9 protein-coding genes are annotated in these 13,761 nt (G+C 34.6%); 1 reads left to right on the plus strand and 8 read right to left on the minus strand.

From position 1 onward, the window contains the following. Nucleotides 1-25 precede the first annotated feature (25 nt). Nucleotides 26-946: a leucine-rich repeat domain-containing protein gene (locus tag ACFSJT_RS07340; protein ID WP_378319590.1), complete on the plus strand. Its 921-nt coding sequence runs from the start codon at nt 26-28 to the stop codon at nt 944-946. 66 nt (nt 947-1,012) lie between these two features. Here ACFSJT_RS07340 and der read toward each other — a convergent pair whose 3' ends face one another. The 8 genes from der to ACFSJT_RS07380 all read right to left on the minus strand — a co-directional run bounded on the left by der (nt 1,013) and on the right by ACFSJT_RS07380 (nt 13,726). Then, a complete protein-coding gene (gene der / locus ACFSJT_RS07345; protein WP_378319591.1) occupies nt 1,013-2,320 on the minus strand; it encodes a ribosome biogenesis GTPase Der in 1,308 nt (435 codons plus the stop codon). A 238-nt stretch (nt 2,321-2,558) separates the two neighbouring features. After that, nucleotides 2,559-4,091 (minus strand): choice-of-anchor I family protein, encoded by a 1,533-nt coding sequence (locus ACFSJT_RS07350; protein WP_378319592.1) that lies wholly within the window; start codon nt 4,089-4,091, stop codon nt 2,559-2,561. Nucleotides 4,092-4,198: 107 nt separating this feature from the next. Further along, complete coding sequence (gene era, locus ACFSJT_RS07355) at nt 4,199-5,083, minus strand: GTPase Era (RefSeq protein WP_378319593.1); 885 nt, start codon at nt 5,081-5,083, stop codon at nt 4,199-4,201. Between the two features lie 99 nt (nt 5,084-5,182). Continuing rightward, on the minus strand, nt 5,183-6,526 hold the full coding sequence (locus tag ACFSJT_RS07360) for an alanine/glycine:cation symporter family protein (protein WP_378319594.1): 1,344 nt from the start codon (nt 6,524-6,526) through the stop codon (nt 5,183-5,185). 87 nt (nt 6,527-6,613) lie between these two features. Next, a complete protein-coding gene (locus tag ACFSJT_RS07365; RefSeq protein ID WP_378319595.1) occupies nt 6,614-7,087 on the minus strand; it encodes an RNA methyltransferase in 474 nt (157 codons plus the stop codon). A gap of 201 nt (nt 7,088-7,288) precedes the next feature. Next, nucleotides 7,289-8,644: an ATP-binding protein gene (locus tag ACFSJT_RS07370; protein ID WP_378319596.1), complete on the minus strand. Its 1,356-nt coding sequence runs from the start codon at nt 8,642-8,644 to the stop codon at nt 7,289-7,291. Then, nucleotides 8,622-9,464 carry an N-acetylmuramidase domain-containing protein gene (locus tag ACFSJT_RS07375; RefSeq protein ID WP_378319597.1) on the minus strand — a complete coding sequence of 281 codons (843 nt, stop codon included), beginning with the start codon at nt 9,462-9,464 and terminating at the stop codon, nt 8,622-8,624. The genes ACFSJT_RS07370 and ACFSJT_RS07375 overlap by 23 nt, the downstream gene beginning before the upstream one ends. Nucleotides 9,465-9,535: 71 nt before the next feature. Continuing rightward, complete coding sequence (locus ACFSJT_RS07380; RefSeq protein WP_378319598.1) at nt 9,536-13,726, minus strand: hypothetical protein; 4,191 nt, start codon at nt 13,724-13,726, stop codon at nt 9,536-9,538. Nucleotides 13,727-13,761 lie beyond the last annotated feature (35 nt).

Raw genomic sequence — 13,761 nt, forward strand, 5'->3', positions numbered from 1 at the left:
ATAAAATATAGCTCAAATAAAATAGATGAGAAAAGTACTTTTTTTTGTTATTATTTCAATAATTCCATTTACTATAGTTGGACAAAATAAAGGAAATACTTCTTCTTTTGAAGAGGCTCTTAAAGAACCCAAAAAAGTAAAATCACTTCATCTAGTTTGTAAGGATACGCTAAACCTAATGAAAGAGGCAGAAAAACTTATAAACTTAGAAAGTTTATATCTCAACGAATGTAAGCTTGAGTCACTTCCCATTGGTGTCGAGAAAATGAAAAACCTGAGACTACTCAATGTTCAGGACAATAATCTCAGCTCATTACCTCTACAATTAAAAGAACTTCAAAAGATTACAGTTGTAAATCTTAGGAATAATAATTTCAGAAATTTTCCTGAAATCTTATTAGAGTTACCACTACTTAGAGAAATCGATTTAAGCGGTAATTCTAAACTTGAACTTTCAAAAGCAACGTATGCTCTCACAAAAATTGAGAATCTTGATTTTTTGTATTTAAATAATAACGACATCACTATTTTACCTAAAACCATAAGTAATTTTCAGAAAATTAAAGAACTTCATTTATCCAAAAATCCTCACATTAATTTAATAGAATGCTTCAAAATATTATCACAATTAAAAACCTTAAAGATTTTAGCACTAGCAAATAATAACATAAGAATTATCCCTACCGAAATTAAATTAATGCTACAACTAAATGGTTTGGTATTAGACAATAACCCAAATATTGAAATTATGGAGTCTATTGCACGAATAGGACAATTAAAAAATTTAAAAGTTCTATTAATGAGAAATAGTAAATTAAATGTACTTCCCAAAAACTTAAATATTCTTAAAAGACTATCTGTTCTAGAACTTAGTGGCAACAATTTTTCTGAAGAGGAAAAATCAAGAATAAAAACAGCTCTGCCAAACACAAAAGTTATATTCTAAAACTATCTATAATTCGATTTAACTATAAACTAAAACTTCTCTACCTCTTACCAACTCATATAAAATCTATTTCTTCCTAAAATAAACTGAAATCGGTACGCCATGAAAATCAAATTCTTTACGTAGCTGATTTTCGATAAAACGCTTATAAGGATCTCTTATATACTGTGGTAGATTACAGAAAAAAGCAAACTGTGGTTGAGGCGTAGGCAACTGTGTGATGTATTTTATTTTAACATATTTACCTTTGTATGCTGGCGGTGGGTTATGCTCTATGATCGGCAATAGCACATCATTAAGCTCGCTGGTTTTGATTTTTTTGGATCGATTCTTATATACGGCTACGGCAGTTTCAATAGCTTTAAATATTCTTTGTTTTGTTAGTGCAGAAATAAATACGATAGGAACATCGGTAAAAGGCTCAATCTCTCTACGAATATATTTTTCGAAATCTTTGAGGGTATTGCTTTCCTTGTTTTCGATGAGATCCCATTTATTGACAAGAATTACGATCCCTTTGCGGTTACGTTCTGCCAGCCAAAATATATTTTGTACCTGGCCATCAAATCCTCTGGTTGCATCTAAAACAAGTAAGCATACATCACAGTGTTCGATGGCTCGAACAGATCGCATGACAGAGTAGAATTCTAAATCCTCTTTTACTTTGGATTTTCTTCGTATTCCGGCAGTATCTACCAGATTAAATTCGAACCCAAAGCGATTATATTTTGTATCAATCGCATCGCGTGTAGTTCCTGCTATATCAGTTACTATATATCGTTCTTCGCCGATTAACGCATTGATAAAAGACGATTTCCCGGCATTAGGTCTCCCCACTACGGCAAATCGAGGTAATTCATCTTCTTCTTTTTCTTCTTTCTCTGGTAATTCTTTTACAAGTGCATCGAGCAGATCACCTGTACCGCTTCCGTTAATACTGGCAATAGTATAATACTCCCCAAGACCTAAACTATAAAATTCGACTGCATCTGCAGCTCTCTTGGCATTATCTACCTTATTAACTACCAAAAACACAGGTTTATCTACTTTACGAAGTAGGTTGGCTACATCTTCATCCATTCCGGTGACCCCAGACTCGACATCAACCATAAAAATGATCGCATCGGCTTCATCAATGGCGAGTTCTACCTGTTTATCGATTTCAGCTTCGAAAATATCATCACTCCCCACAACATATCCACCAGTATCAATTAAGGAAAATTCGACACCATTCCAATCACTTTTCCCATAATGGCGATCTCTTGTAACGCCGCTCACAGCATCCACAATAGCCTCTCTTCTTTGAATCAAACGATTAAAGAAAGTCGATTTTCCCACATTAGGCCTCCCTACAATTGCTACTATACTGCTCATTGAAATCTATATCTAAAATTTTTGCAAAATTAGACTTTTTATTTAAGCAATACCATCAAAACGAAGTAAAAATAAAAAGCCCCAAGGCCAAACATTTAAAGACCTTAGGAACTTTTCATAATTGATAGTCAGTCAGTGAAATAATTACTCAGTTCAAAGATAGCAAGTATTCTGGTTAACTTGGTTACTGTAAAACAACAAACTTTTTATGGAAGTGTTTTAAACATCTTAAAATCAACTAGTTAATTTCAGTAATTTCATAAATAGCTACCGTATTAGACACCTCATTAGTAACGATTATTAAGTGGTTTCCAGTTGGACTATCCTTTGCTTCAATAGCAATTAAACCTTCTGGAGAAATATCCACATCATCCTGCAACCATTCTATAAATTCTGGGTAAAAAGGATTAGAAATATCATAAACCATAACACCACCAGTTCTTTCTAACCCAACAAATAATAGTGTTTTGTTTCCTACACTCAATGTTTCTACAGCTTCTGGTTCTGCACCTTTATCATCAGATCTTTTATCAGCCTCGCTGCCTTCATCATTGTTAAAAGCTCCTGGATCTAATTCGAAAATGGTTTTTCCTATTTGATCTCCACTATCATAAACCACAGTTCCAGATGTCGTCCAAATCGTAAAAGATCGTCCTCCGTAAGCATAAATTACATCATGATCTCCATCACCGTCTAAGTCTCCATTGGTCGTAGTGGTTTTTAGTCGCCCAAGGTTCTCATCTAATTGTAAGGTAGCAGCATCAGGAAAAGCTATAGGATCAAGCAAAAGATCTTTGACTCTGGTTTCTTCAGAAAAGCCTTCATAATCGCGTGCATCTCCTTCATTTGCTGTTATTAAGAATTTACTACCTTTTATTTTTGCAAAGGTTATAGCATCTGGATGATAAAATCCCAGAACTGGCCAATTTTGAAAATTACCTACACTATTATCTTTGTCACTGGCGTCTATTTGATTATGAGGTAATGAATAATCTTTTACGCCTAACCCGATAATATCTGTAATTGTTTTGGTTTCTAAGTTAACCACTGCGATTCCATTATTTTCTTGTAAGGTGATATATGCGAATTTTGAATCATCAGAAATGGTTACAAATTCGGGCTCTACATCTTGAGCTAAAGAAGCATTAGGACCAAAAACCCTGAAATCATTCCCTATAGATTGGCTATTAAATCTTGAAAAACAAAGAGTAGATACTTGACTGGAAGCCACCTCTATAATAGTTATAGAACCTTCTGGATCGATTGTATAAAGATCATTTGGCTCACCTTCATTAGCGACAATGATATACTTACCGTTAGGACTAAAGGTAACCATATCAGGTAATGCTCCGGCCGCATAGGTATTTAATAAAGTTTGTTTTTCAGAATCATATAATGCAATAGTTCCATTAGCTTGCTTATTCGAAGAATTTTCTAAGGCTACTGCCACCATACCTTCATAAACCGATACACTATTAGGTATGCCCGATAGCGATATGTCAATGCCTTGTAAAGGGTTTCTTGGATTTGACAAGTCCCATACAGAAAGCTCTGATTCGTTAGGATTGACAATAAAAAGTTTATTGGTTTTAGAATCGAAAGCAGAGATTTCGGCAAAACCCTCGTCACCCGATCCGTTAGTAAAACCTCCTATTTTGTTAAATTCGAGTTCTCCAGTTCCACCTCCTCCGGAGTAGTCATCAAGATCACATGAAGCAAATAGCCCTAAAATTGCTGTAAAATAAAGAATTGATTTGTTAAAGATTTTCATTGTTCATTACATTTTGTGTGATTAAACCCACAAATTTTGATAAACAATGTTTCTTTAACGTTATCCCAAGGCTAAATTTAAAATCAACGTATACCTATATTGGTTTACTATTGTTTATTATACCCAAAACGTTTCAATTGCCGCTGATTACTTCTCCAGTTTTTATTGACCTTAACATAGAGTTCTATATGAATTTTTTTACCAAAAAACTTTTCTAATCCCTTACGGGCTTCAGTACCCACTTTTTTCAATGCGCTACCTTTATGGCCAATAATAATCCCTTTTTGCGAATCTCTTTCTACCATGATCACAGAACGTATTCTAATGATATCTTCATCTTCCATAAACTCTTCAGTTTCGACCTCTACAGCATATGGAATCTCTTTCTTGTAATTCATCAATATTTTTTCGCGAATCGCCTCATTAACAAAAAATCGTTCGGGTTTATCAGTTAACTGATCCTTGGGATAGAACGCCGGAGATTCTGGTAAAAGCTCCACCAAGCGACCAAAAACTTCTTTTATATTAAAATTTTCGAGAGCAGATATAGGATATATTTCGGCATTGGGAACTTTTTCTGCCCAAAATTGCACTTGTTCTTCCAAATTTTCCTGATTTGACTTGTCAATCTTATTGATCAACAAGATCACCGGTATTTTAGAATTAGTAATCTTACTGAAAAAGGCTTCATCTTTCAGAGCTTTCTCGCCGATTTCAACCATATAGATGAGTACATCGGCATCTTCGAAAGCAGATTTAACAAAATCCATCATAGATTCCTGAAGCTCATATGCTGGCTTAATAATACCTGGAGTATCTGATAAAATCACCTGAAAATCATCTCCATTAACTATTCCTAAAATCCTATGTCTTGTTGTTTGAGCTTTGGAAGTAATGATTGACAACTTCTCCCCTATAAAAGCATTCATTAGGGTTGATTTCCCTACATTAGGATTTCCTATAATATTTACAAAACCTGCTTTATGAGCCATATAATTACTTTTATGCAAAGGTAGATGAATATTAAATAAGAAGATAACTCCTTGGGATATAATTAGAATGGTATTGATAAAAAATGTGGAAGTTTATAATTAACGGTTAAGATTTTTAAAATAAACTTTTGCCATAGCATTAACCTTGGGTGCCAATAGCAATCCAGAAAAAACAGTGGGAATTGCCATAATCGCAAAAGCACTATCAATAAGGTTAATGGCAAAATCAATTTTTACCACTGCGGCTATTATTATAGAGAAGATGTAAATGTAATTATAGTATTTTCCGTATTTGGGTTTGGTCAAAAATCCCAAACAGGTTGTGCCGTAATACGAATAAGAGAACAAGGTTGAAAAAGCAAATACCAAAACCATAATTAACACTACAACATTACCCAATCCATAAGGCAATACAGTATTAAAAGCTTCCAAAGTAAGTGATATTCCATTATCATCTGTACGCTGCCACACTCCTGTTGATAGAATTGCCAAGGCTGTTAACGTACAAACAAGTAGTGTATCTATAGCCGGCCCCATCATAGCCACGAGACCTTCACGAATTGGTTCATTCGTCTTTGCCGTACCGTGCATCATTGGAGCAGTTCCTATGCCTGCTTCATTAGAAAAGGCTGCTCTTTTGACTCCTGTTTTTATGAGATATCCTAACGCTCCACCTGCAGCGGCATCACCAGAAAATGCATCTGAAAAAATCAACATGAACATTTCTGGAACAACCTGAATCTGCAAAATCAAAATTGTAATTACAGTAACAAAATATAACACGACCATAAACGGAACCAATTTACTTGCTACTATTCCGATTCTTTTAATTCCTCCCAAGATTACCAAAGACGCTATTCCAGCCAGAGTAATTCCTATGTACCATTTGTATTCATCATCCCAATCAAGGACATCGATCAATGTTTGTGTTAATTGATTAGCAGTAAACGCAGGAAGTGTCCCTACCAATCCCGCTAAAGCAAAAAGGATCGCTAATGGTTTCCATCGTGCTCCTAAACCGTTAGTAATAACATACATTGGCCCGCTAAGAAAATTACCATCATTATCTTTAGAACGATACATTACCGAAAGTGAACAGGTATAAAATTTGGTAGCCATACCAATCAAAGCACTAATCCACATCCAGAAAACTGCTCCTGGACCACCCATGACTATTGCCACAGCCACTCCACTAATATTTCCCATACCCACCGTTGCGGCTATTGCAGAAGATAACGCTTGAAAATGGCTTAATTGCCCAGGAGCATATTCACTATCATACTTCCCTCTTAGGACATCTATAGCATGTTTAAAATAAAAAAACGGAGTAAAGCGCGAATAAATCAGGAAAAATGTACCTCCTCCGATGAGCAATACCAGCAAGGGCCAATCCCAAACCCAAGCGCTAAAACTTGCAACAAGACCTTCAAATGTTTTGAACATAAAATATTGTAGTTACTATAAAAGTAATCTAAAAATTGAAGAATCCAATCTAGAAGCTACATCTCAAAAATTCAACATACTTAAAAATCAATGGAGAGATTTTATAAATCTAGGTTTATCAATTCCTCGATCGTACATTATGATGGTGCCTGCAGCGGCCACATTAATACTCAATTCTGATTTAAATTTTACCAAGAACTGTGATTTTTTGATGGCCATTTTTGATAATCCATGATCTTCTGCTCCCAAAAGATATACACATCTTTTTGGGTGCTTAAAAGTTTCAAGTGGTACAGCAGTATCTGTTAATTCTACTCCGACAAGCATCGCTCCTTTGGGTAAATGGTTGTAAAAATCTTCAAATGTATCGTAATGAAAATAAGGCATTGCCTTTACTGCGTTGTGCGTATCGCTTGCCTGTTTGGCATATCGATTGCCAATGGTAAATATGAAACTTGCACCCATATTTTGAGCAGATCGCCACAAAACGCCAAGATTTTCTGGGGTTTTCCCATTCTGAATCCCGATACCAAAAAATTCATTTTCGAAATTATCAATCATGGGTATAAAAATATTAAAAGATTAGATAAACCCATCAATTCTCTTTCAAATTATACTATTTACGCTTTGTTCAAGCAGCACTCAAGCAAGACCGAAAAAAGTAATAGATCGTATCTAGAAAAACATTAATCTGTAACTCTTTTTGAAATGATTTAATACTTATAATATCTAAGAATAATTTAATTTTCTTCTCTGAAGGTTTTACAAAGAAATATTAATTGTTTTTCCCTCTTTATTATATTCTTTTTTAAGACCTTCCAGAAGGTAGCTTTGTTTTATTTTTGATTGATTATTAGCAATAGTTTTTAGACAGGCAAATTGTACGATATTTACAATATTTGCACCAGTAATTGCGTATTTTTTTGAAAATTCATCCAAAGAAACCAGATCTTCTAATTGAACATTTTTAGGAAGTATGTTTTGCCATAACTGAAGTCGTTCTTGAGCACCGGGTAATTGAAATTCTACGATAGATTGAAATCTACGTGTAAAAGCTGCATCGATATTGGTTTTAAAATTTGACGCTAAAATCACTAACCCAGGATGCGCTTCAATTCGTTGTAGTAAATAAGAGACTTCTTGATTGGCATATTTATCATGAGCATCTCGTACATTAGTTCTTTTTCCAAAAATGGCGTCTGCCTCATCAAAAAACAAAATCCAATCTTTATTTATTGCTTTATCAAATAAGGAAGATAAGTTCTTTTCGGTTTCTCCTATATATTTAGAAATTACCATGGATAGATCTATTCGATACACATCTCTATGGGTATATTTCCCTAATAAACTGGCGGTTAAAGTTTTTCCTGTTCCCGGCGGACCGTAAAATAAAACTCTGTAACCTGGTTTGATTTTAGTTTTCATATCCCACTGGTGCATCAATACTTCATTGTGTTTTAACCAAACTTCTATTTCGTGAATTTGATTCAATGTCTTTTTTTGTAGTACGAGATCGGTCCACTCTAATTCTGTAATGATTAGGCTTGCCGGAAACTTTTGGCTAAGAGTTGGCTTTGATATTTTCCCAAAAATAAGGAGTGATAAATATTCTTCGTCGATAAGCAATTTACCACTCATTTTTGGCTCTCCTTTAGGAATACTATCTATATAGACTATTTTATCCTTAAATAGAGAGGAACCAAAATCTATATAATCCATCAGTGCCAATCGTTCATTAAGATCATTTCCTGCTATAATATATAATGCAGTTTCTCCGGTTGGGATAATTCCTCGATGTGATTTTCCTGTTACTCCACCAAATGCAACAAATTGCCCTCCATCAGGAAAATATGAGGATACTATTTGTTGTAATAGTGCAGGATTAATATGAGGTGTCAAAGCAAGTAAGAGAAGTATTATTTCTGTCTCTGATAATTTATTTTCATTTATAAATATAGCTAATGGCGACTGTATAGAATTTAAATGCAAAGTTGGTAACTCGATCTTTTCTTTCCTAAACTCTATATTTAGCCTATACTCTACATATGCTTCTAGATATTGAAATAATGTATGTATTTCAGTTTTATGGATGGTACTAGCCATTGCTATATTTGACATAGGCATTCTTCAGTTTAGTATCGTATTTGTTCTTTTTGTAGCCGGGTCCATTATAGCCTTCTGCAAATTTGGCCCAATTTTTCTCTTTGATCCAGTCGATTAGCTTTTTCCCTTTAAACGAAGTTTTCTCTATAAATTTACCAAAAGCTTTTAGATGTTCTCGTTCATGCTCATACATTTCTGAAACAAAATGATCTATAGAGGCATATCCAAGATAGTCATAATGAAAACCCATAATTTGAAAAGCTCCCCATGAAGCCGAACTGTAAGCTGCATCATGAAAAGCAGGCAAGTCTGATATTCCTGCTGCTTTTTCAAGACGATCGTATTCGCCCGCACCTCCCTTGTAATGAGTTCTTGTCCATTTTTTGTAAAGTACGTCTTTGGTATGCTGAGAAACGTATTGGGAAGGATTCACTCCTCGTTTTTCAAGCTCTCTCCAAAATATATGTCCTTCAAACAAAATTACAGGTCTTCCGTCCACCAAAAAACCTTTACCTCTACTTTCTATTTCATTTACAGCTTTTACCATCGCTAGTTCTAATCCAAACTGATTAGCAAAATCTTGAACATCCTGCTCTGATAAAAACTTATCATTAAATGCCACCAAATTTCTTTCGGCTTCTATGAGCTTTGACCAAGTTTTAAGTCCAACAATACCGTCGACTACCAAACCTTTTTTACTTTGAAAATCCTTTACAGCCTCATGAGTGTCCCTACCAAAAAAAGTAGATACATAAACCTTATATCCCAACTTTGTTAAAAGTTCTTCTAAATAATGAACTTCTTGTCCCCTAGAACGGTATCGTATTGTTTTCATTTATTTGTTATTAATCTTTATCCATTTACATATAAAAATATTCCTCTTATTCGAGAAATTATCAAACCAATTTATGTTGCAGCTAGTAACTCGATTTCTTCTTTTACTTCTGTCTCGCATAAACCATCTGAAACCAGAAGTCTAACAGTCACATTAGTATCTCTTCTAAATCGGTAATTATGTCCAACGATACTACCCTGAGCTGTGCTGTTATCACCAAAATCCCATAGAATATTATACCTCGACTCATCAAAATCATTTTGATTTTTGATCCTAAACATTAGTGCTTCATTAGAGACAAAATCATTATCAGATATTGTCCCTTCCAGAATATCTCCTTCTGTAAGCGGTATTTCCTCTAATGTTGGTTCTCCTTCTTCAGGTCTATAACCAAAATAACGACCCGTAGAAATAGAAACAATTGGTTTTTTGGTAACAGTAATTGTTGCAGACACAGGCTGATCGTTTACTGTAAATTCTATCGGGATGTCATATTTAGTAAAACTTGAGGAATCAAAAATTATTTCATTTGAACCTACTCGCATGCCTGTAGTACGTGTAACTGCACTCAATTTTGCTCCGGGTGGACTTACCTCAAATGATACAGAGGTAACATCGTCTGCACTACTATCCAAACATAGTAGTTCTTGAATTGAAAGAGATACTTCTTCAACAATATCCTCAAACACTACCCTAGTATCCTGAGTAACAGGACCACATATAGGATTTGCAATTTCTAGACTAATACGTGCTGCTCTCCCTTCTAAACTGGGGATATCTGTATATTCGTGTGTTTGTATCAACTCTGGTCCTTCAACAACCTCCGATCCGTCACCAAAATTCCAAAATAGCATAGATATCTCTGGTATATAATTTCCGCTTATCCCAAATGTTACACTGGCTTGTGTTTTATCTTCATTATATAGAATCTCATTAACCGTTATCCTTACATTTTCTGGTAACCTGTCTACAATTAGTGTTTCATCGGTTTCAAATCCATCAACGGCAAATCTTATAGTACTTCCAAAAGCATCAAATTCTTTAGGGTTTATGGTAATTACTCTTCCATCGATGCTCAATCCATTATATGGCGCAATACCAAGCGTGGCAATCTGTCCCCTCTCTGGTTTGAGATTTGTTACATTTATTTGTTCTATACAACCAATTGCATTATCTAATATTTGCTTAAGATTTGTGAGGAATCCGCCAAGTTGACTGAAGTTTGTAAACGAGAAATAATCTGCAGAATCGATATCAGAAAAATCTGGTTGACTTAATTGCGGTTCCCTGTTGAGAATTTCTCTTAATGCGTCAATCAAGATACTGAATCCCGAATACGCCCCTTGTTCGAGTGCGTAATAAAATATGTGGGTTTTATTATTTAATATTTCTACTTCATCCCTTAGTAACCCTATTCCTCCTACTAGTCCATCTGCAATAATTATCACAATGTCTGGATCTTGGCTTAGGTTATTGTTAATATGATGCAGTCCACTGGTCCAACTAGCGGCTCCACCAGGAACTCCGTTACCATCTGTACGATACTCATCGATCCAATTTAAAAATAGAAATTTATTCTCTGTAGTTATTTTTGTTTCTGATATAATACGAGATGGAGGCTCTAACTCGCCAGATGCATCGTTCATGTTCAGAAGTGTTATAAAATTATTTGAACCTTCCTGATCGTTAACAAATGCTCTTAATCCATTCTTAATTTCTGGAATTTCATCTCCGCTTATTGATCCTGATTCGTCGAGCACTAATGCTATGTGAATAGGAATATCGCAATCTTCGGGATTTACACATATTTCATTTCTATCAAAATCAAGTTCGATAACGATCGGATCCTCAAACGTTATTGGATCGATCACGATTTCATTTTCACAAAAGTTTGTACTAACTCTAAGTCTAGATCGAATTGTTGTAGGTGCCGACTCAACGGGATTTTGATATTGTCTTACCACATTACCCGAAGCATCTGGTTCGATATTAATAAAAGTATCATCGCTTAAGAAATCCCATTCAAATCTTTCAATCTCATCAAGAAATGGCCCTGAAAGATTATAGGTGACGGTAACTTCTGTTTTAAAAGGATTATCGTAAACAACCGTTGTTGTAATTATTGGTTCTGGTAAACGATGTATAATGATTACTGCTCCTGTATCCTGATTATTTAATTCGAATCGTATTGGCGTATTAATTAGTTCTGGGCTGACTAAATTTGGATCGAAAAAAGAATCTCCATTACTATCTCTTATCACTCCTCCATTAAGACCTCTGGGTATATCTGCGGTTACAAAACCATTTGGTGGAGTAGCCTTAAATGGAATAGGTTCTGTATCTCTACCAAAACAAAGGGTGTTCATTGGTAATTCTAATTTTAGTACACTCTCGTCACAACATAAATAAGGAACCATAAAATCTGCAATCACCGGATTGGTTGTAAGTGCCATACGTTCGGCTGATGAGGATAGCTTTCTCCTGCGTGACACACTTCCTTCTCCTTCACCTTCTCCTGAAAGCACTGCAATATCATCCAGAAAAACGAGTACAAAGGTTCCCCTGGGTGATACCCCAGCTTTATGTTCAAGCCCCTGTCTTCTTGATACATAATACGACGTATAATCTTCTGCAAGTTCTCTTATTTCAGTTAATTGTGCAGCAACTACACCTTCTCCTTCTCTTCTTATTTCACCACCAATTAATCCTATGGAATTAGAAATACGTAACGCCACAATATTAAAACTTACAGCATTTTGTGTTTTAAGTTTTTTGAGTTCTTCAATAACGTGTTTATAATCTTGCCCAAGATGACCTTCGATCCGATAAAAGTCTTTATCAATGTATAAACTTAGTGGGTTATCCGAGTCTAATAAATCTCTGTGATAACTAACATTAGATTTTTCTAAGTTTTTTGCCGATTTGTCAAAATTCCAGAGTTTGATTAGCTCTTCGTCTACTTTATAATAAAAAGGGATTGCCTTTTGACCTAAATCTCCAAGCAGTCTTGACGGTGTAATCTTAATCTCACCGAATACTAGATTATAGCTTTCTAACTGTTTTAATGTTCTTAATAAAAGGCTAAATAATTTTTGCTCAGGTTTGTGAATATCGTAGTATACTGTTAGACCAGTATCTCCATTACTTGAGGAACCATCACCACTAAAACACCGTTTGCCGGCTTTTGTAGTATGCACCACAGATTTATAAAAACTATGCCGATAATTATAGCAACTCTTTTCATTGACCAACTCTCCTAACATCAAATGTTTTGGAAAATCGTTTATGTTAGCATTACAAATTTTAGAAGATAATTCTAACATTATCCTCTTTATTTCTTTATAGGAATCCACTATATCTTTTAGAAGGTCATACCTATATTGAATGTCCGGCCTTCTTAGTTGACCTGAATCAGAATCGAAGAGAGCAGTTATGAGATTTTCAAATTCTGTACCAAGATCAGGTAATTTTAATGTATCAAATATGGTTTTATAACCATCAACTAGATCCTCTAGCACCTTTGTATTTGAAAAAGGTGAAGCTAATTTATTTAGAAACGTATTAAAATCAACAAAGTCTTCAATCTCAAAAATAACTCTAGTTAGTAAAACCTCTGGAAGCTGATAATACAGTTTACGATAATTTATTCTACTAATAGTATTATCATGACTATTAATAAATTCTGCGTTGGCTTTTGTAGTTATTAAAACTCTGTAATTGGCGACTACATCAATACCTTCTCCATCACAATTTAAGCTACTACATTGGTTAATATTTCGTTCATAATTCTCTATATAAAGTAATACGACCATATCTTCAAGATTAGGTCTTCCATCGTTTGAGAAATTTCTTAGATTTAATGTTTCGCTATCCTCATCTTTGGTTAGTAATTCATATAACTCGATCTGATCATCATTTTGATAAAAAAATGGAGAATAATCAGATCTACTATTGTCGTATTTTCTGAAGTATCGATAATTAATACTTGTAAAATCAATTGTTTTATTGCCTTCATTATCTTTATAGAGATGTAACAAATCTCCATCTGTGGTGATTCCCAAACCCTGATTTATTGTTACTGCGCCACGAGTACTGCTTATCTCAAAGCCACACACAATACCAACTCCTCTTAGATTTACTCTGGATAACCTAATTTGATCATCAAAATGATCAAATATTTGGTTAAGATGGCTGTCTGTCAAAAACTGACTTCTCGAAAACCTTCTAAAACCTGGCACTATTTTGTCTAATTTTGTGATCATGATTTGTGTATATATTTTTTATGTTTTCTTTCTAA

The sequence above is a fragment of the Aquimarina celericrescens genome, assembly GCF_042682765.1.
Taxonomy (GTDB): domain Bacteria; phylum Bacteroidota; class Bacteroidia; order Flavobacteriales; family Flavobacteriaceae; genus Aquimarina; species Aquimarina celericrescens.

What these genes read in the sequence shown, in the direction of transcription:
- ACFSJT_RS07380 (WP_378319598.1), bottom strand. Translation starts at nt 13,726, where the DNA reads ATGATCACAAAATTAGACAAAATAGTGCCAGGTTTTAGAAGGTTTTCG.
- ACFSJT_RS07365 (WP_378319595.1), bottom strand. Translation starts at nt 7,087, where the DNA reads ATGATTGATAATTTCGAAAATGAATTTTTTGGTATCGGGATTCAGAAT.
- ACFSJT_RS07340 (WP_378319590.1), top strand. Translation starts at nt 26, where the DNA reads ATGAGAAAAGTACTTTTTTTTGTTATTATTTCAATAATTCCATTTACT.
- der (WP_378319591.1), bottom strand. Translation starts at nt 2,320, where the DNA reads ATGAGCAGTATAGTAGCAATTGTAGGGAGGCCTAATGTGGGAAAATCG.
- ACFSJT_RS07375 (WP_378319597.1), bottom strand. Translation starts at nt 9,464, where the DNA reads ATGAAAACAATACGATACCGTTCTAGGGGACAAGAAGTTCATTATTTA.
- ACFSJT_RS07360 (WP_378319594.1), bottom strand. Translation starts at nt 6,526, where the DNA reads ATGTTCAAAACATTTGAAGGTCTTGTTGCAAGTTTTAGCGCTTGGGTT.
- ACFSJT_RS07370 (WP_378319596.1), bottom strand. Translation starts at nt 8,644, where the DNA reads ATGTCAAATATAGCAATGGCTAGTACCATCCATAAAACTGAAATACAT.
- era (WP_378319593.1), bottom strand. Translation starts at nt 5,083, where the DNA reads ATGGCTCATAAAGCAGGTTTTGTAAATATTATAGGAAATCCTAATGTA.
- ACFSJT_RS07350 (WP_378319592.1), bottom strand. Translation starts at nt 4,091, where the DNA reads ATGAAAATCTTTAACAAATCAATTCTTTATTTTACAGCAATTTTAGGG.